Annotated in this window: 20 protein-coding genes; 11 read left to right on the top strand and 9 right to left on the bottom strand. The window is 66.7% G+C overall.

The features are described 5' to 3' along the window. Window positions 1-25: 25 nt before the first annotated feature. Together fliP and JNK84_RS13460 are read right to left on the bottom strand one after the other, a co-directional pair. Entirely contained in the window at window positions 26-784 is a 759-nt protein-coding gene (gene fliP, locus JNK84_RS13465) for a flagellar type III secretion system pore protein FliP (RefSeq protein WP_441343240.1), read from the bottom strand. A gap of 125 nt (window positions 785-909) precedes the next feature. After that, window positions 910-1827, bottom strand: a complete 918-nt coding sequence (locus JNK84_RS13460; protein WP_293424878.1) for a flagellar biosynthetic protein FliO — start codon at window positions 1825-1827, stop codon at window positions 910-912. A gap of 213 nt (window positions 1828-2040) precedes the next feature. Here JNK84_RS13460 and flgB point away from each other — a divergent pair, with 213 nt between their 5' ends. The 7 genes from flgB (at window position 2041) to cckA (ending at window position 8279) form a co-directional block, all read left to right on the top strand. Then, on the top strand, window positions 2041-2487 hold the full coding sequence (gene flgB, locus JNK84_RS13455; protein ID WP_293424877.1) for a flagellar basal body rod protein FlgB: 447 nt from the start codon (window positions 2041-2043) through the stop codon (window positions 2485-2487). A gap of 16 nt (window positions 2488-2503) precedes the next feature. Next, window positions 2504-2914 (top strand): flagellar basal body rod protein FlgC, encoded by a 411-nt coding sequence (gene flgC / locus JNK84_RS13450; protein ID WP_293424953.1) that lies wholly within the window; start codon window positions 2504-2506, stop codon window positions 2912-2914. A gap of 4 nt (window positions 2915-2918) precedes the next feature. Continuing rightward, window positions 2919-3227: a flagellar hook-basal body complex protein FliE gene (gene fliE, locus JNK84_RS13445; protein ID WP_293424876.1), complete on the top strand. Its 309-nt coding sequence runs from the start codon at window positions 2919-2921 to the stop codon at window positions 3225-3227. Between the two features lie 12 nt (window positions 3228-3239). Then, the gene (locus JNK84_RS13440) at window positions 3240-3506 is read left to right on the top strand and encodes a flagellar biosynthetic protein FliQ (RefSeq protein ID WP_293424875.1); all 267 of its coding nucleotides are present in this window, start codon (window positions 3240-3242) and stop codon (window positions 3504-3506) included. 46 nt (window positions 3507-3552) lie between these two features. Continuing rightward, window positions 3553-4320, top strand: a complete 768-nt coding sequence (gene fliR, locus JNK84_RS13435) for a flagellar biosynthetic protein FliR (protein ID WP_293424873.1) — start codon at window positions 3553-3555, stop codon at window positions 4318-4320. A 3-nt stretch (window positions 4321-4323) separates the two neighbouring features. Next, window positions 4324-5394, top strand: coding sequence for a flagellar biosynthesis protein FlhB (gene flhB, locus JNK84_RS13430; RefSeq protein ID WP_293424871.1), 1071 nt, complete (start codon window positions 4324-4326; stop codon window positions 5392-5394). A gap of 182 nt (window positions 5395-5576) precedes the next feature. Next, window positions 5577-8279 (top strand): cell cycle histidine kinase CckA, encoded by a 2703-nt coding sequence (gene cckA, locus JNK84_RS13425; protein WP_367272338.1) that lies wholly within the window; start codon window positions 5577-5579, stop codon window positions 8277-8279. Window positions 8280-8448: 169 nt separating this feature from the next. Here cckA and JNK84_RS13420 read toward each other — a convergent pair whose 3' ends face one another. From JNK84_RS13420 to JNK84_RS13410, 3 genes are all read right to left on the bottom strand, one after another. Beyond that, the gene (locus JNK84_RS13420; protein ID WP_293424869.1) at window positions 8449-9003 is read right to left on the bottom strand and encodes a hypothetical protein; all 555 of its coding nucleotides are present in this window, start codon (window positions 9001-9003) and stop codon (window positions 8449-8451) included. 136 nt (window positions 9004-9139) lie between these two features. After that, window positions 9140-10768, bottom strand: a complete 1629-nt coding sequence (locus tag JNK84_RS13415; RefSeq protein ID WP_293424867.1) for a fumarate hydratase — start codon at window positions 10766-10768, stop codon at window positions 9140-9142. Between the two features lie 211 nt (window positions 10769-10979). Beyond that, complete coding sequence (locus JNK84_RS13410; protein WP_293424865.1) at window positions 10980-12410, bottom strand: FAD-binding oxidoreductase; 1431 nt, start codon at window positions 12408-12410, stop codon at window positions 10980-10982. A 235-nt stretch (window positions 12411-12645) separates the two neighbouring features. Between JNK84_RS13410 and JNK84_RS13405 the strand changes: the two genes are divergently transcribed. Continuing rightward, entirely contained in the window at window positions 12646-12942 is a 297-nt protein-coding gene (locus tag JNK84_RS13405; protein WP_293424863.1) for a GYD domain-containing protein, read from the top strand. Between the two features lie 89 nt (window positions 12943-13031). On the opposite strand, the gene JNK84_RS13400 is transcribed toward JNK84_RS13405, so the two are convergent. Next, on the bottom strand, window positions 13032-13433 hold the full coding sequence (locus tag JNK84_RS13400) for a cupin domain-containing protein (protein ID WP_293424861.1): 402 nt from the start codon (window positions 13431-13433) through the stop codon (window positions 13032-13034). 209 nt (window positions 13434-13642) lie between these two features. Here JNK84_RS13400 and JNK84_RS13395 point away from each other — a divergent pair, with 209 nt between their 5' ends. The 3 genes from JNK84_RS13395 (at window position 13643) to JNK84_RS13385 (ending at window position 16770) form a co-directional block, all read left to right on the top strand. Next, the gene (locus JNK84_RS13395) at window positions 13643-14509 is read left to right on the top strand and encodes an amidohydrolase family protein (protein ID WP_293424859.1); all 867 of its coding nucleotides are present in this window, start codon (window positions 13643-13645) and stop codon (window positions 14507-14509) included. Window positions 14510-14740: 231 nt separating this feature from the next. Further along, window positions 14741-15280 (top strand): TRAP transporter small permease subunit, encoded by a 540-nt coding sequence (locus tag JNK84_RS13390; protein ID WP_293424857.1) that lies wholly within the window; start codon window positions 14741-14743, stop codon window positions 15278-15280. Window positions 15281-15312: 32 nt separating this feature from the next. Then, on the top strand, window positions 15313-16770 hold the full coding sequence (locus JNK84_RS13385; protein ID WP_293424855.1) for a TRAP transporter large permease: 1458 nt from the start codon (window positions 15313-15315) through the stop codon (window positions 16768-16770). A 327-nt stretch (window positions 16771-17097) separates the two neighbouring features. Here JNK84_RS13385 and JNK84_RS13380 read toward each other — a convergent pair whose 3' ends face one another. The 3 genes from JNK84_RS13380 to JNK84_RS13370 form a co-directional block, all read right to left on the bottom strand. Continuing rightward, window positions 17098-17310, bottom strand: coding sequence for a hypothetical protein (locus tag JNK84_RS13380; protein ID WP_293424853.1), 213 nt, complete (start codon window positions 17308-17310; stop codon window positions 17098-17100). Window positions 17311-17416: 106 nt separating this feature from the next. Further along, window positions 17417-17629: a hypothetical protein gene (locus JNK84_RS13375; RefSeq protein ID WP_293424851.1), complete on the bottom strand. Its 213-nt coding sequence runs from the start codon at window positions 17627-17629 to the stop codon at window positions 17417-17419. Then, window positions 17626-18807, bottom strand: coding sequence for a GNAT family N-acetyltransferase (locus tag JNK84_RS13370; RefSeq protein ID WP_293424849.1), 1182 nt, complete (start codon window positions 18805-18807; stop codon window positions 17626-17628). The genes JNK84_RS13375 and JNK84_RS13370 overlap by 4 nt, the downstream gene beginning before the upstream one ends. Window positions 18808-18867 lie beyond the last annotated feature (60 nt).

The following is an 18867-nucleotide window of genomic DNA, read 5'->3' as shown; positions in this document are numbered from 1 at the left end:
TGGAGCGTCGCGGAGAGGCGGCGCTCTAGGGTCCGAAACTTCGCACCAGGCTGCCGGCGACGAGATTCCACCCGTCGACCAGCACGAAGAAGATCAGCTTGAACGGCAGTGACACCGTCACGGGCGGCAGCATCATCATGCCCATCGACATCAGGACCGAGGCGACGACCAGGTCGATGACGAGGAAGGGCACGAACAGCAGGAAGGCGATCTCGAAGGCGCGGCGCAGCTCCGAGATCATGAAGGCCGGCACCAGCACGCGGAACGACACTTCCTGCGGCGTCGGCGGCACCGCTTCGCGCGAGAGCTCCTGAAACAGCGCTAGGTCCTTGTCGCGCACGTGGCGCAGCATGAACTCGCGGAACGGGCCGGAGGCGCGCTCGAAGGCCTGCGGCATGCCGATCTGGTTGTCGACCAACGGCCGGATGCCGGTCTCGTAGCTCTGTTGCAGCGTCGGGGCCATGACGAAGCCGGTGAGGAACAGCGACAGGCCGACGATCACCGCATTGGGCGGAGCGGTCTGCGTGCCGATGGCGGTGCGCAGCAGCGACAGCACCACCGAGATGCGCACGAAGCTCGTCACCATGATCAGGATCGAGGGTGCGACGGACAGCACCGTGATCAGGCCGATGAGCTGGATGACGCGCTCGTTGACGCCGGCGCCCTGACCGAGATTGATCGAAATGTCCTGCGCCGCCGCCGGGCCGGCGACCAGAATGGCGGCCATCGCGGCAAGGGCCGCGAGGCGCTTCATGGGTCGGGCCGGAGGTGGAAGTCGCCGCATTGCCGTCCTGCGCGCCGAATCGATGGCGGCAGTCTAGCAGGTCGGCAGGGCTGCCCTTGCGGGAGGCAGGGCGCCGCGATGCCGCGGCTCGTTCGTCGGCCAGCCGCGACAAGCGGCCTTGGTCATCAGCCCTTGGGCGGCGTCGGGCCGCGGCCGAGCAGGGCGGCCATTTCCTCTTCCAGGCTGTCGAACACCGATTTTTCATCGGCCGACAGGGTCTTTGCCGGCGCGGCGGCGGGGGCACGGGGCGGTGCCGGGGCGGGAGCGACCGGCGGGCGCGGCTCGCCCGGCCTGACGGCAGCCGGCGGGGCGCTGGGCGTGATCGGCTTGCGCAGCGCCGCTTCCAGCCGCGCCGCGACATCGTCGGGCTGCGCGGGGGCGGGGGTCGGCGGAGCCGGGCGCGCAACTGGGGGCGACGGCGGTGCAACCGGGCGGGCGGGTGTCACGACAGGATTGGTCCTGGGCGGCTCGGCGCGGACGGGCTCGACGCGCGTCGGCTCGACCCGGGCAGGCTCCGGGCGCGCCGGCGGCGCCGGACGGGAAACGGGCGGCGGCGGGGGCGAGCGCACAGGCTCGGGTCGCGGCGGCGGATCGAGGTTGACCGGGCGCGCGGCGGCAGGCTCACCGGCGGCCTGGCGGGCAGTGTCGCGCATCGACAGACGGGAAGTCGGATCGGGTGCGGGGGCGGGCGGCGGCTCGGGCGCCTGCGCGGCCTCGCGCAGCACGCTGGCCTGAACGGGCACGCCGCGCACGATGGCGGTCTCCACGACCACGTCGGTCGGTCCGCCGAGCAGCAGCAGATGCTCGACATTGTCGCGCCGGATCAGGACCAGTTTCCGCCGCTGGTCGACATCGGCATAATCGAGAACGGCGAGGCGCGGCTGGCGGCCGCGCCCACCCGAGCCGATGCCCAGTCCACGGCCACGGATCAGCCGGAAGATCCAGGCGGTCAGGCCGATCAGGACGAGGACGACGGCGAAGGCGACGATGAACGTGGCGGCAAGGGGCGCGTTGGGACCGAGTAGATTGGTGAGATAATTCATCGGTACCGATCCCATGGCATGCCGGACGCCCGCCGAAAATCGCGCGCGTTAAATCTATGTTGAGGTTAACAGACCCGGCAAGGCTTGCCGACTTCGACCTCGCGGGATGGTTAACCTGCCGGGGCAGAGGTTGAAAGACCCTTAACGCTTAACGGCTCGTTAACCATGTCCCCGGCATTGTTTGCCTATCCATAGGGGTGGGGACAGGCAACGATGACGACCAGCGACGTGCCGCTTTTCTCCATGCTCCGGACGCGGATGCGCTGGCATCAGGACCGGCAGAAGCTATTGGCGGAAAATGTCGCGAATGCGGACACACCGCATTACCGCGCACGTGATCTGAGGGCGCCCGACTTCGAATCCATGATGCGCGGCAGCGCTGGGGCCTCCGCCAGCACGGGCGTTTCCGGCGGGGCGGGCGGCAGTTCCGGCCCGATGCGGGTCACCAATGCCCGGCATATCGCGGTTGCAAGCATGCAGGGCACCAGTTTCGACGTCCGGCGCGATACCGGCGTCCGGGCGACGCCGGACGGCAACCGGGTCAATCTCGAGGACGAGATGCTCAAGGTTGCCCAGAACCAGATGGACTACCAGGCGGTGACGGGCCTCTACCAGCGCTCGCTCGGCCTCATCCGCACCGCGCTCGGCAAGCGCTCGTAGGAGGCCGAACATGTCGATGGACTTCCTCAAATCGATCCGCATCGCAGCCGGCGGCCTGCGCGCACAGGCCGGCCGCATGCGCATCTCGGCCGAAAACATCGCCAATGCCAGTTCGACCGCGCAAACGCCGGGCGGCGATCCCTACCGCCGCAAGATTCCGACATTCCGCACCAATTTCGACCGCGAATTGCAGGCGACGACGGTGCAGCTCGGCCCTGTCCGACAGCAGCCGGGCGAATTCCAGACCCGTTTCGATCCGAGCCATCCGGCTGCCGACGCGCGCGGCAACGTCAAGATCCCGAACGTCAATTCGCTTGTCGAAAGCATGGACCTGCGCGAGGCCCAGCGCAGCTACGAGGCGAACCTGAACGTCGTAACCTCCACGCGTCGGATGATCCAGCGCACGATCGAACTCCTGAGGGTCTGAGCCGATGTCGACCTCGTCCATTGCCGCAAACGCCTATGCATCGGCGGCGCGGCTGTTCTCGCCGAATGGCGGCCAGCGCCCGGCCGGGCCGGGCGGCAACGGCTTCGGCGACATGCTGTCGAACGCCCTTCAGTCGCTGGACCGCACCACGCGCGCGACCGACCAGCGCACCACGGCCATGGCGGCGGGACGTACCGACCTCATCGACGTGGTGACGGCGGTGGCCGAAACCGAAGTCGCCATCGAATCGCTCGTGGCCGTGCGCGACCGGGTCGTGCAGTCCTACGAGGAAATCATGCGAATGCAGATCTAGGGCAGCCACGACATGACCCCCGCCGACATTCTCGACGTTGCCCGCGATGGCATTCTCACCGTGATCCTGGTCTCCGCGCCGCTGATGGTGGTGGGCCTCGTGGTCGGCGTCGCCATCTCGCTGGTTCAGGCGCTGACGCAGATCCAGGAACAGACGCTGGTCTTCGTGCCCAAGATCCTCGCCATCTTCGCGACCATGCTGGTGGCCCTGCCGTTCATGGGCGATCTGATGAACGGCATCATGGGCCGGATCATGAGCAAGGTGGTCCTCGGCGGGTGAATCGGGTCTGATCCGCCCCTGACGCTCCAGGAGGGAGCGCTTCGCGATGAATCTGCCGCTCTCGCCCGAACTGATGGTCGTGTTCCTGCTCGTCTTCGCGCGCGTCGGAACCATGATGGCGCTGATGCCGGGTCTCGGCGAACGCGCCATGCCCATGCGGGTGAGGCTTGGCGTCGCTCTGCTGCTCACCATGATCCTGTTTCCGCTGCACCGGCCGCTCTATGCGATCGATCTCGCGCGGCCCGCGGGCGTGTTCCTGACCCTGTTCATGGAGATCGCCGTCGGCTTCACGCTCGGCATGGCGGGCCGAATCGCCGTCTCGGCCCTGCAGACGGCCGGCGTCGTCATCGCCAACGCCATGGGCCTCGGCTTCGCGATGCAGGTCGATCCGACGCAGGGCCAGCAGGGCGCGGTGATCGGCACGTTCCTGACGCTGACGGGAATCGCCATCATTTTCGCGTCCGACCTGCACCATCTCGTCATCGCGGCGATCTCGGATTCGTTCTCGATCATCCGACCGGGCGCGCTGCCGGCCTCGGGCGACGCCGCGCAGTTCCTCACCGGCGTCATGAGCCGTGCCTTCCTCGTCGCGATCCAGCTGTCGGCGCCGTTCCTCGTCTTCGCGCTGGTGTTCAATATCGGTCTCGGCATCCTGTCCAAGCTGATGCCGCAGATGCAGGTCTTTTTCGTCGCCATGCCGGTGACCATCGGCGTCGGCTTCCTGATCCTCCTCCTCGTCATCGGCGTGATGATGGCCCACTACGCCGGCCATCTCGAGAGCCTGCTCGGCGAGATCGCGGTGAACCGGAGGTAAGCCGTGGCCGAGGGTGGTGACGACAAGGACCAGAAAACACACGATCCGACACAGAAGAAGCTCGACGACGCGCTGAAGAAGGGCGACGTCGTCAAAAGTCAGGATCTCGTCTCGTGGCTGATGCTGTTCATCGCCACGCTGATCATCGCCACCATGGCGGCGGGATCGGCGGGCGGGCTCGCCGTGCCGCTGAAGAACCTCATGGCCAATGCCGACATTGTGTCCGTCGACCGCGCCGGCCTGATGGGGCTGACGGTCTCGCTGATCCTCGCCGTGGTCGTCGCGCTCGGCCTGCCTTTTCTCGGCCTGTTCCTCGCCGGGGTCGCCGGGAACATGGTCCAGCACCGGCTGGTGCTGTCGGGCGAGGGGTTGAAGCCGAAATTCTCCAAGATTTCGCCGATGGCCGGCTTCAAGCGCATCTTCGGCAAGGATGCCTTCGTCAACTTCCTCAAGGGCCTCGCCAAGATCGGCGTCGTCGGCACGGTTATCTTCACCGTGCTCTGGCCGCAGCGCGGCGCCATCGACAGCCTCGTGCGGATGGATGTCGAGATGCTGCTGCCGCACACGTTCGGCATCATCATCAACGTCCTGATCGCCGTCGTCTCGATCATGGCGATCGTGGCGCTCGCGGACTACGTCTATCAGTACCGGCGCTGGTATGAGCGGCAGAAAATGTCGCTGCACGAGATCAAGGAGGAGTTCAAACAGTCGGACGGCAATCCCGAGATCAAGGGCAAGATCAAGCAGATCCGCCGCGAGCGCTCGCGCAAGCGCATGATGGCGAACGTCCCGCAGGCGACTGTCGTCATCACCAACCCGACCCACTTCGCCGTCGCGCTGAAATACGAAACCGGCATGCAGGCGCCGGTCTGCGTCGCCAAGGGCGCTGACCTCATCGCCCTGAAGATTCGCGAGCTTGCCACCGCCAACGACGTGCCGATCGTCGAGAACGTGCCGCTCGCGCGCGCGCTGCACGCCGCTGTCGAGGTCGACCAGCCGATCGAGGAGGAGCACTACAAGGCGGTGGCCGAGGTGATCGGCTACGTCATGCGCCTCAAGGGCACGCTGAGCTGATCCCGCTGCCGGCGCCCGCCGCGGGATGAGCCGCAAGCGGCGGCTGCATCTTCGCCACGGCCGCCCGGGAAACGCGGCGCGCGCATGCTCCGCCCTTGCCTCGCGGGCAGGGAAGCGGCACCACTAGCAACGAGAATCGGGCATGGATTCTCCAGGCTCCCGACCAACGGCTCTTCTCCGCCATGGCACTTGTCGAAAAGTCCGTCCGCGCCGACGCCGCGCCGCCAAAGGCCGCCGGCGCGCGACGCGCCGTCGACAAATCGGACAGTTCGGGTTCGACCGTCATGGTGCTGGCCGTCGCCATCGTCCTGGTCGGCGCGGCGCTGTTCTTCCTGATGATCGGGCGCGAGAACGCCTATCCCTATGTCATCGCGCTGCTGGCCGGCCTTGCCGTGTGCGGCGTGTTCTCGCTGTTCGCCTATGCGGCGGGGATCCTGCGCTTCGCCACGGAGGACAGCCGCAACGACCTGACCAAGGCGATGGTGGACAGCGCCCAGGAGGCGGCGGTCGTCACCGAGCCGTCCGGCCGGGTGCTCTATGCCAATCCCGCCTATCTCGCCATGACCGGCGCGACCGGCGAGGACGACGTACGCGGCGTCGAGCGGGCCTTCACCGGCGCGCCGGAGGTTTCCGAGGCGATCTACCGCCTGTCGCAGGCGGCGCGCGAGGGCCGGCGGCATCAGGAGGAGGTGCGCCAGCCTGAGGCCGAGGGCGCGCGCTGGTATCGCCTGCGGGTCCGGCCGATGGCGGGGGAGGGCGTGGCGAAGCCGCGCGCGGCCGCGCGCGCGAGCGTCTGGAGCGTCGAGGACATCACCCGCGACCGGCAGAGCGCGGAAAGCGCCTTCGAGACCCTTCAGAAGGCCATCGACTTCCTCGACCACGCCCCGGCCGGGTTCTTCTCGATGGATCCGTCCGGCGAGATCGCCTACATGAACGCGACGCTCGCCGGCTGGCTCGACCATGACCTCGCCGAGGTCGGCCCCGGCGGCCTTGCCCTCGCGGACATCCTGGCCGCCGATGCGGCCGCGCTGCTGCGCACGATCACGCCGGCCCCCGGCGAGGTCCGCACCGCGACCTTCGACCTCGATCTGAAGAAGCGTAGCGGCGAGGCGCTGCCGGTGCGCCTGCTGCACAAGGTGGCCTTCGCGGCGGACGGCACGCCCGGCTCCTCGCGCACGCTCGTCATCAATCGCGCGCGCTCGGACGACAGCGCCGACAGCCTGCGCGCGGCGGAAGTGCGCTTCGCCCGTTTCTTCAACTCCTCGCCGCTGGGCATCGCCACCGTCGATCGCGGCGGCCATGTCGGCCGGTCGAACCCGCTCTTCGCGCGCATGTCGGCCGACCTGATGCCCACCGGCGAGGCCGGGAGCCGCTCGCTGCTGGCGCTGGTCAAGGAGGCCTCGCGCCCGGCGCTGATCCAGGCCATCGGCGAGGCGGCTGCCGGCAAGGGCGACCTGACGCCGGTCGATGGCGCGCTGACGGGCGATGCCAACCGCTTCGCGCGCTTTTTCGTCGCGCCCGTGACCGATCCTGAGCAGCCGGGCGAGGCGGCGATCGCCTACGTTGTCGAGACGACCGAGCTGCGCCAGCTGCAGGAGCAGTTTGCCCAGTCGCAGAAGATGAACGCGGTCGGCCAGCTCGCCGGCGGCGTCGCCCACGACTTCAACAACGTGCTGCAGGCGGTGATCGGCCACGCCGACCTCCTGCTGATGAACCACAAGCCTGCCGACCCGTCGTTCAACGACATCATGCAGATCAAGCAGAACGCCAACCGGGCCGCGAGCATCGTGCGCCAGCTGCTGGCCTTCTCGCGCAAGCAGACGATGCGGCCGATGGTCGTCCAGCTCGGCGATGTCCTGTCCGATACCTCGATGCTGCTGCGCCGGACGCTGGGCGAGCGCGTCGGGCTCGACATGATCCACGGCCGCGACCTCTGGCCGGTGCGGGCCGACGTGACGCAGCTCGAACAGGTGATCCTCAATCTGGCGGTCAATGCCCGCGACGCGATGCCGGAAGGCGGCAAGCTGACGATCCGCACCGCCAATGTGCCGGCGAGCGAGGTCGCGCGCTACCAGCCCAAGGACCAGCCGGTGGAAATGCCGGCAACCGATTCGGTGATGATCGAGGTCACCGACACCGGCACCGGCATCCCCGAGGACATCCGTCAGAAGATCTTCGATCCGTTCTTCTCGACCAAGGAGGTCGGCAAGGGCACGGGGCTCGGCCTCTCGACGGTCTATGGCATCGTCAAGCAGTCCGGCGGCTATGTCTTCGTCGACAGCCAGATGGGCAAGGGCACGACGTTCCGGATCGTCCTGCCGCGCCATGTCGAGCAGCCGGCATCGGCCCAGGCTCCGGTGGAGCGCGCAGCGGCCGCCGGTCTCGTGGAGGCGGCCACGCCCGCCGCCAGCACCCCCTCGGCTCCTGCCATGCTCGTCGCGGGAGGCGATCAGGACGCGCCGGCCGCAGCCGTCCCGCCGCCGCCCAAGCCGGCGCCGCAGCCCCGCGACGATACCGGCGCCGGCACGATTCTGCTGGTCGAGGACGAGGAGGCGGTGCGCGCCTTCGCCTCGCGGGCGCTGGCCTCGCGCGGCTACACGGTGCTGGAGGCCGGTTCGGGCGTCGAGGCGCTGGAGGTCATGGCCGGCAATGGCGGGCAGGTCGATCTCGTCGTCTCGGACGTGGTCATGCCCGAGATGAACGGACCGACCCTGCTCGGCGAGCTGCGCAAGACCAATCCGGACATCAAGGTCATCTTCGTGTCGGGCTATGCCGAGGAAGCCTTCAAGAACGACTTGCCCGAGGGGCAGGCCTTCGCCTTCCTCGCCAAGCCCTTCTCGCTCAAGCAGCTCATCGAAGCCGTGAAGGAACAGGTGAAGGCCTGACGCCGCCGGCGCGTCTGGCCTTGTTTGCCTCCTTCCCGCGTCTGCCTTCGCGACGGGCAGAAGGCTCCCGCGCAAAAAAAGACGCCGGTGACTTGGAATGGTCACCGGCGCGAGGGGGCAAGCAAGGCTTGGAGGTCGTGCTTGGCAAAAAGGGAGAAAGGGGGGGTCGTCAGCGGCAGCCGTTGGCGATCACGCCGCGCCACTCGGCCATGGACTGGCGAATGAACCCGGCTTTGGTGCTGCGATCCTGTCCGGCGACGCAGCGGTCGACCGTCGAAGCCGCACGCTGAAGCGAGGACATGTGGACGCGGAAGGCGGAGCACTGGGCGCCCATTTCCGCCTCGGAGAGGGCCTCGACCTTGGCGAGGGTCGCGTTCATCTCGGTTTCCGCGGCGGCGAGCGCCTCGGTGCAGGGCTGGGCCGGCATGGGCAGCGTGCCGAGGGCGGCGGTGCGGACCGGAGCAACGGGGGCCGGGGCGGCCGCGCGAGACGGGGCAGGCGCCGGGCTGATCGAGACCGGGCTCGCGGCCTCACCCTGGACCAGCGCGGCGGGTAGCGCCGCCATCCGCATGCGCTCCGAGGCCTTGGCCGGCCAGGCCGTGAAAACCATGGCGACGAAGGCGACGGCCGTCGCCGCGACCAGCGACGAAGCGATCAGAGCGAGCGTGTGCGCATCGGCGGCGGACGCCTTGGCGGTGGTGAAGGTCGGGTTCGAGGTGCTCATTGCGGCCTCTCGGCGAAAGCCTCTTGGTATGAGGCCATGAATGTCCCCATGGCGTTTCATGGGGATTTCATATCGCAGAGCCGCCTGTTTCCGTTCGGTAACAGTCATCCGGCGTCTGTTCGCCGGATGAAACACCTCATCCGAGGTTCAGCTCCTTGAAGAAATCGTTCCCCTTGTCGTCGACGACGATGAAAGCCGGGAAATCCTCGACCTCGATGCGCCAGATCGCTTCCATGCCGAGCTCGGGATATTCCAGCACCTCGACCTTGCGGATGCAGTCCTGGGCGAGGCGCGCGGCGGGGCCGCCGATGGAGCCGAGATAGAAGCCGCCATGCTTGGCGCAGGCTTCCCGCACCTCGCGGGACCGGTTGCCTTTCGCCAGCATGACCATGGAACCGCCAGCGCCCTGGAACTGGTCGACGAAGCCGTCCATGCGGCCGGCCGTGGTCGGGCCGAACGAGCCGGAGGCATAGCCCTCGGGCGTCTTGGCCGGGCCGGCGTAATAGACCGGGTGGTTCTTGAAATAGTCCGGCATCGGCTCGCCGCGGTCGAGACGCTCGCGGATCTTCGCGTGCGCGGCATCGCGCGCGACGATCATCGGACCGGAGAGCGAGACGCGCGTCTTGATCGGGTGCTTCGACAGGGTGCCGAGGATGTCGCTCATCGGCTGGTTGAGGTCGATCCTGACGACGCCGCCGCCGAGGGCGGTCTCGTCGATCTCGGGCAGATACTGCGCGGGATGGTGCTCCAGCTCCTCAAGGAATACGCCGTCGCGGGTGATCTTGCCCATGGCCTGCCGGTCGGCCGAGCAGGACACCGCGATGGCGATGGGAAGTGACGCGCCGTGGCGCGGCATGCGGATGACGCGGACGTCGTGGCAGAAATACTTGCCGCCGAACTGGGCGCCGACGCCCATGGCCTGGGTCAGCTTGTGGACCTCCTCCTCCATGGCGATGTCGCGGAAGGCATGGGCGAATTCCGAGCCCTGCTTCGGCAGGCCGTCGAGATAGCGCGCCGAGGCCAGCTTCGCGGTCTTCATGGTGTGCTCGGCGGAGAGGCCGCCGATGACGATGGCGAGATGGTAGGGAGGGCAAGCGGCGGTGCCGAGCGTCAGGATCTTCTCGTGCAGGAACTTGATCATCCTGTCATGGGTCAGGATCGAGGGCGGCGCCTGGAACAGGAAGCTCTTGTTGGCGGAGCCGCCGCCCTTGGCCATGAACAGGAACTTGTAGGCGTCCTCACCCTCGGCATAGAGCTCGATCTGGGCGGGAAGGTTGTTGCGGGTGTTCTTCTCTTCGAACATGGAGATCGGCGCGACCTGCGAATAGCGCAGGTTCTTCTTGGCATAGGCGTCGAGAACGCCCTGACCGAGCGCCGCCTCGTCATCGCCGTCGGTCCAGATGAGCCGGCCCTTCTTGCCCATGATGATGGCCGTGCCGGTGTCCTGACACATGGGCAGCACGCCGCCAGCGGCGATATTGGCGTTCTTCAGCAGGTCGTAGGCGACGAACTTGTCGTTGGCGGTCGATTCCGGGTCGTCGAGAATACGGCGCAGCTGAGCGAGATGGCCCGGGCGCAGCAGGTGGTTGATGTCGATGAAGGCCTGCTCCGACAGCAGGCGGATGGCCTCGCGCTCGACGACCACGACCTCCTTGCCGAGCACCTTCTCGACCCGCACGCCTTCCGAAGTCAGCTTGCGGTAGGGCGTCTCGTCCTTGGCGAGCGGAAACAGCGAGTAGGAGCCGGCGGCGAGCGGAGCGTTCATGGGAAGGCCTGGGACCGAACTGAGGTATGGCTGTTCTTAGTCCATCGGCCGCCTCGATTGAAGTCGTTCCAAGGAATGGGACGACGCGCCATGCGGGGAGGCGGCCACGCCGCCGCGATCCGGGGGGGGGGGCGGGTCCCCCGGTCGCCCCAGCGGTTCGGCTGGTGGCGGCGCCGCCCTTCGGCTGCGCCGCCACCAGTTGTTGTTGCGATCAATGCGTCGCGGCCGGGCGGATGTTCTGGTTCATCCGGAACAGGTTCGAGGGATCGTATCGCCGCTTGACGTCCGCCAGTCGGCGATAGTTCTCGCCATAGGCGGCCTCGACACGCCCCGCCTCGTCCTCGGGCATGAAGTTGACAAAGGCGGTGCCGGCAGAAAGCGGCTTGGCCGCCTCGAACAGGCCGCGCGCCCAGCCGATGCAGGCGTCATCCATGGCCGGGTCGCGCCAGCGCGCATGGACGTTCATGACGAAATGCGAGTTGCGTTGCGGGAAGGCCGTCGCGCCGACCGGCACGCGCTTCACCGCCCCGCCGAGATGGCCGATGAAGATCTCGCATTCCGGGTCGGGGAGCTGCGAGATCGCGCCGGTGATAAGCGCGAGGGTCGGGTCGGCGAGCTCGATGAAATCGTGGCTCTTCCAGTAATTGCGGGCGCCCTTCGCGAGCAGCGGATCGAAGGCCTGCTGCCAGGCGGCAAAGGGCATCGGGCTGACGATGTCGGCGATCGGCTTGCCGAGCGCCCTCAGCTCGCGGGTCGCCTTCTGGCCGTCCTCGACACTGCCGCAATAGCACATGGCCAGCGCCATGATTTCGCGGCCGTGCCATTCCTGCGGCAGGAAGGGCAGGGGCGGGGCCTTGCGCATCACGGTCCAGCAGGTGAGTTCGTCGGGGGCCGCCGCGGCGAGGCGTCGATACTCCTTCAGGAGCGCGGGGGCGTTCTCGAACGGGTGCACGACAAGGCCCGCCAGCACTTCCGGCCCGACCCTGTGCAGCTGGAATTCGAACGCGGTGACGATGCCGAAATTGCCGCCGCCGCCGCGCAGGGCCCAGAACAGGTCAGGGTTCTCCCGGGCATTGGCATGGACGAGCGTGCCGTCGGCGGTGACCACGTCGGCGGAAACCAGGCTGTCGACGGTGAGCCCGTATTTCCGCGTGATCCAGCCGAACCCGCCGCCGAGCGTCAGGCCGGCAATGCCGGTGGTCGAATTGATGCCGGTCGGAACCGCGAGGCCGAAGGCCTGCGCCTCGCGGTCGACATCGGCCAGCGTCGCGCCGGGCTCGACCCACATGCGGCGGGCGTCGGGATCGACGCGCACGGATTTCATCGGCGAGAGGTCGATCATCAGGCCATCGTCGCAGACGGCGTTTCCGGCGATGTTGTGCCCGCCGCCGCGAACCGCGACCAGCAGGCGGTTGTCGCGCGCGAACCTGACCGCGCTGATCACATCGGCCGTGCCGGCGCAGCGCACGATCAGGCCGGGCTTGCGATCGATCGCGGCGTTCCAGACCATCCTCGTCGCGTCATAGGCGGGATCGCCTTCCTCGAGGATTTCTCCGCGCAACCCAGCGCCGATGGCTTCGACGACAGCGTGGCCGATCATGGTGCGGCCCGCGTCCAGAGTTTTCAGGCTCATGTTGTTCATGACCATTCCTCCGGTTCGATGGCGGGACTTCGTCCCGTCGCGGCCGGAGTGTGCGCCGCTATTCACGCATTGCAAGCGTGGAATAAAGGTAACCGGGTCTGCGACGAACAATGCCGCGTGATTCGCCGCCGGTGGGGAAAGAGCGTAGACATGGTCGCCCGCGATGACCGGTCTTGCCGACATCATGCAGGCCGCGCACCGGATCGGGCTGAACCGCACCAAAGGGAGGTCAGCCATGGCAGCCTATTGCGTTCTCATCAATTTCACCGACCAGGGGATCCGCACCATCCGCGACGGCGCCAAGCGCGTCGATGCCGCGCGCGAACTCGCCAAGAGCCTCGGCGTCGAGCTCAACGACGTCCACCTGTGCATGGGGGCCTATGACGTCATGGTCCATCTCAAGGCCCCGAACGATGAGGCGATCGTGAAATTCACGCTCGCCATGGCCTCGCGGGGCAATGTGCGGACGACCACGATGAGGACGTTCCCCGAGCAGGACTATCGGAAGCTGCTGGCCGAACTGCCCGCGTGAGACGGCCGGACACCTCTATCTGACAATGCTTGAGACAGGAGCCGGCGACGCGGAGGCGCGCGCCGCCGGTCCTTCCATCGGACCAGGGCTCAGGCGGGCGTTGCGAGGGGCTTCGCCTTCTCGACGACGAATGTGCTGACGATCTTGACGCGCCCGGTGCCGGCCTTGCCGCCGCCATGGACCGCGCCGGCTGGCACCTGGAAGGCGTCGCCCGGCTTGAGGACGACCGTCGGCTTGCCCTGAATCGGCAGTTCGATCTCGCCCTCCATGACGTAACCCGTCTCGATGCCCGGATGGGTGTGCGGGGCAACGACGGCGCCGGCGGGGATGTCCACCTCGGCGATGATCGTCACGTAGCCGGGGGTGGGGCCATCCGTCTGCGACAGCATCTTGCGGCTGAGCTGCGGGGCGCCCTGGGCAGAGACCTGCGTCGCCGCGAAGCCGGTGGCCGCGCAGATCGTGCAGGTGGCGAAGAAGCGTCGTGTCATCATGGGCATCGTCTCCTCGACCGCCTCCTTTCGCCGCGCCGTTTGCGGTCGCGCCGGGAGGCTTGCAGCCACGATAGGCACGGCATGGCGCGCCACCATCCGGTTCAACGCTGACCGCTTGCGGGGCAGCGGCGATTGACGGCAGATAGTTATTGATCATAACGATTGTGGGCGGACTACCCGGAGGACGGGCGGTCGCGGGAGGACGCGCCATGAACGTCGAGGATCTGGTCGCCATCGATATCCACACCCATGCCGAGGTCTCCTGCCGGCAGGATGTCGACGCCTACTGGACGCCCTACGAGGAGGCGGCCGGCAAGTATTTCAAGGTCGGCAAGCGGCCGACCATCGCCGAGACGATCGCGCATTACCGCAAGCACAAGATCGGCCTCGTCATGTTCACGGTCGATACCGAGGCGCAGATCGGCAACCGGCGCATCCCCAACGAGGAAATCGCCGACGCCGCGCGCGACAATGCCGACATGATGATCGCCTTCGCCTCGATCGACCCGCACAAGGGCCGGCTCGGCGCCCGCGAGGCGGAGGAACTGATCAAGACCGGCATCGTCAAGGGCTTCAAGTTCCACCCGACCTGCCAGGGCTTCTATCCCAACGACCGCATGGCCTATCAGCTCTACGAGGTGATCGCCCACCACAAGCTGCCGGCGATCTTCCACACGGGACATTCCGGCATCGGCACAGGCATGCGCGGCGGCGGCGGCATGCGGCTCAAATATTCGCAGCCCATCCACATCGACGACGTCGCGGTCGACTTCCCGGACATGACCATCATCCTCGCCCATCCGTCCTGGCCCTGGACGGACGAGGCGCTGTCGATCGCGCTGCACAAGCCCAATGTCTATATCGACCTGTCCGGCTGGATGCCGAAGTATTTCCCGCCGCAGATCGTCCAGTATGCCAACACGCAGCTGAGGACGAAGATGCTGTTCGGCTCGGATTTCCCGCTAATCCAGCCGGAGCGGTGGATCGCCCAGTTCCGCGAGACCGGGTTCAAGGAAGAGGTCCACGACCTCATCCTCAAGCGCAATGCGATGAAGGTGCTGGGCCTCGGTGGGTGAGCGAAGGCGGGCGCGACGGCTTTCCGTGGCCGCCGGCAACCCGGCCAGAGGACGGAGGCCGATGCCTGTCTTGCCGGCGAAGCGGATCATTCGCGCTTTCAGCCGATGATCCCGCCGAAACCCTTGAAAATATTCGATGGAGGACCAGCCAGCGGTCTTGCGGTTGGTCGCTACCTATGCGTATTCGTCAACCCAGATGCGGACAAAAAGATCCGCAGGGGACGGGATTGCATGGGCGGCCTGCTTGCATTCAGCCGCGCGGTTGACGCGCTCAACGCCGCTTTCGGGCGCATCGCCGACTGGTGCGTGCTGCTCGCCTGCCTGATCAGTGCGGGCAATGCGACGACCCGCTACCTGATCCACGTCTCGTCGAACTCCATGCTGGAAATCCAGTGGTACCTGTTCGGCATGATGGTGCTGCTGGGCGCATCCTACACGCTCAGGATGAACGAGCATGTGCGCGTCGATCTGGTCTATGGCGCCGTTTCCGACCGCAAGCGCCTGTGGATCGACGCCATCGGCATGGTCTTCTTCCTGCTGCCCGTGACGGTCTACATGACCTATCTCAGCTGGCCGTTCTTCCTGACCTCGTTCAAGCAGTGGGAAGGCTCGCAGAATGCCGGCGGCCTGCTGGTCTGGCCGATCAAGCTGGTGATGCCGCTGGGCTTCGCCCTGCTGACGCTGCAGGGCCTTTCCGAGCTGATCAAGCGCGTCGCGGCCCTGCGGGGCCTGATCACCTTCGAATCCAAATACGAGAAACCGCTTCAGTAAGCGGGCGAGAACCTTCCGGAGACTTCAGCCCCATGTTCTCGCACGGCATCATGCCTCCGCTCATGTTCGGCGGAATGATCTGCTTCATGCTGATCGGCTTCCCCGTCGCCTTCTCTCTTGCCGCGGTCGGCCTGATGTTCGGTACGCTGGGCGTGCTGACCGGCCATTTCGAGGCGGTGTTCCTGCAGGCGCTGCCGCTGCGCTTCCACGGCATCATCTCCAACGACCTCCTGTTGGCGATCCCGTTCTTCACCTTCATGGGCGCGATCCTCGAGCGCTGCGGCCTGGCCGAAGACCTGCTGGAGGGCACCGGCAAGCTGTTCGGCGGCGTGCCCGGCGGCCTTGCCTATGCCGTCATCATCGTCGGCGCGATCCTCGGCGCGATCACCGGCACGGTCGCCGCCTCGGTCATCGCCATGGGCGTGATCTCGCTGCCGATCATGCAGCGCTACGGCTACGACATGAAGCTGGCGACCGGCGTCATCGCCGCCTCCGGCACGATCACCCAGCTGATCCCGCCCTCGCTCGTGCTCGTCGTGCTCGCCGACCAGCTGGGCCGCTCGGTCGGCGACATGTATCTCGGCGCCATCGGCCCCTCGATCCTGCAGGTGGTGATCTTCATCCTCTACATCGTCTTCCTGTCGATCGTCCGGCCGCAGACCATGCCGCCGCTGCCGCCCGAGGCGCGCGGCGAGATCGGCTGGCCGCTGATCCGCCAGGTGCTGTGGGGCATGATCCCCTCCATCGTCCTGATCTTCCTCGTGCTCGGCACGATCTTCATGGGCCTTGCGACGCCGACGGAAGCCGGCGCCATGGGCGCGGTCGGCGCGCTGGTGCTCGCCGCGCTCCATCGCCGCCTGACCTGGCCGCTGGTCGACCAGGCGATGAAATCGACCATGCGCATCACCGCCATGGTGGTGTTCATCCTGATCGGCGCCACCGTTTTCAGCCTGGTCTTCCAGGGCATGGACGGTTCGCGCTGGATCGAGCACATGCTCACCAACCTGCCGGGCGGGCAGGTCGGCTTCCTGATCTTCGTCAATATCTTCGTCTTCTTCCTGGCGTTCTTCCTCGATTTCTTCGAGATCGCCTTCATCATCGTGCCGCTGCTGGCGCCGGTGGCGGCCAAGCTCGACATCGACCTGATCTGGTTCGGCGTGCTGCTCTGCGTGAACATGCAGACGAGCTTCATGCACCCGCCCTTCGGTTTCGCGCTGTTCTACCTGCGCGGCATCGCGCCGCCCTCGGTGAAGACCAACGACATCTATCTCGGCGCGATACCCTGGGTGTTCATGCAGCTGCTGCTGGTCGCGGTCGTCATCTTCTGGCCGGGCTCGGTGACCTACTGGCTCGACAAGGGCCCGAAAATGGACCCCTCCAAGGTCGAGATCCGCATCGACATGCCGGGCATCGGCGGTGGTCTTCCCGGCCTCGACGCGCCGGGCGGCCTGCCGGGCCTTTCGCCGCCGCCCGCCGCACCCCGCAACTGAGCCGGGGCCGGGGCTGCCGCCCCCGTCGTGGCCGCCCGGCATGTTCGCCGAAACCGGGGGGCCGGCTGACCGCTCCTCGTCGAGGGCATTTCGGGCAAGAACAAAAAGGGGTATTGCGACCGCCCTTCAAGCGAGCCGAACAGGACCAGAACGCGGGTAGGGCGGTTTGGTGAACTCGCTACCCCCACCATTCTGTCAGTGGTTCGGTTCACCTAGCTGATCGTGCAAGTGCGGGATTGACGCCCTGAAGCCGGGGGCTCAGGTCACCGTCAGTTCTACCGTGGTCGAGATTGTCGCAGCGTTGAACGCTGCAAGTGCGTCAACCAGTTACGCCCCAGCCACCCGCAGCCTCGGCTGTGCGAGAAGCTCCAGCATGACCGGCCGGACTGGCTCCTCGTCAGTGTCAGGGTATCCGGGCGGGGCAGTCGAAACAATAACCCGCACGTCGTGCGAGGGGTAGCGCGAGCGAAGATCTGCAACATGCGCCTGCACGAGCTTCAACAGATCGATGTCGGTTGCAGCCGTCGTCTCGCCCGTCATTGCGCTCTCCGAATTTGACGTTGCGGCACCCTGCAAGACTTGGCGATGTTCTGCAATGCCATTGAATGGAGAACGGCCCGCCGGACAGGTGGCGGGCCGATCGAGGCTAATTCGACGTGTCTGTAAGCCGATTTCTCGCCGCAAGCTTCTCTTTCAAATCAGCCGAGGCGACGCGGAACAAATAGGATGCCAGCGCACTCCATTCCTTCGAAGCAAGCGACAGGTAGTCCGCAAACGCGATTGCAGTCTCCATATCCTTGATGCGCTCCGTATCGCCGCCAGCACCATCGTCGTTAGCTGCAGCGGGGCGGCGCTTCATCCGCCCACCTCCAGATGAGAGGGCCGATGCCACTGACCCTCTGGCCGTATCAGTACATTGGGGCCGGACTGCGCATGGACGGCCTCGGGCGACGCCTCCACCCTCAGATCGCCCTCGTGGTAGTAGAGGTCGGTCATGTATTTGACGCCCGGACCTTCGCGGCGAATGAAGCCGAAACGCTCCCAGAGCTTGATGACGCTCTCCTCGGCCTGGCCGTAGAAGTGTGTGTAGCCCTTGTGCCTGCCGAACTCGATGGCCGCGCGTACCAGCTTCAGCGCCAGCGTGGTCTTGCGGAACCTCTCGAAGACGGCCAGGCGCTCGACCTTTACGAAACCGGCGAAGTAGCGGATGCGGATGCAGCCGGCAGGCTCGTCGCCGATATAGCCAAGCAGGTGCGTAGCGGAGAGGTCATTGCCATCGACGTCTTCCCGATACGGCATCTGCTGCTCGCTAACGTAGGCGGCCGCCCGAATGGCCCGTACCATCGAAAGTTCCTCGAGGTCATGCACGACCTTGATGCCGATTTCGCGAGGGAGCGCGCCGGGGGTGTAGCTGTCGAAACCATGCGGTGTGGGCGGCACGCGCGGCAGGCCCATGAGCGACCGCGTGTATTCCCGTCCTGACGGATGCTGGGCGCCGTCGACGAAGCCGATCGACAGCATGAACTTGTGCGCCTCGGGGCTCGCGGCCTTGCAGTACATCGGCAGGCCGCGGAACTTGTCCGACGACAGGCGCTCCATCACCAGCGCCATGCCGCCGACGACGGCGGGGCCACCGAAGACGCCCCAGTGATAGATCGCGTCCGGACGTTCGTGCTGCCGAGCAACGAACGCCAGGTCTGGCGCGTCCGTCTTCAGCCGGCCGTCGAACAGCGCGCGGTGACCGTCTTTTGTCAGCGGCAGCATAGCCATGAAGCCCATCGGCGCATCGGAAGGTTGCTCTTGCCAGCCGCCGCGCGCGAACGCGAAGATGCACTCGGGATTGTGCCGAAGGACGGCCAGAACGGCCGGCTTCGATGCAAGACCGGGGATATCGTTCTCGGCCACGCGCATCAGCTGGTCGATGATGGCTTCCGAAGGCGTGAAGCAGACGACGTTCCGCGCATGATCGAGAGCAAGCGTGCGCAAGAACTTGGCGCGCTTGGGCTGCCTGGGAGACGCAAGATCGACGTGTTCCATTGAGGTTACTCCTGAGCCGACCGCTGGCTCGGCACTCAGGTAACGACATCAGCGCTGGGG

Origin of the sequence: Phreatobacter sp. (genome assembly GCF_016793595.1) — a bacterium.
Classification (GTDB): domain Bacteria; phylum Pseudomonadota; class Alphaproteobacteria; order Rhizobiales; family Phreatobacteraceae; genus Phreatobacter.
Note: the sequence above shows the minus strand (reverse complement) of the source record. Positions and strands in the feature narration are given on the sequence as shown.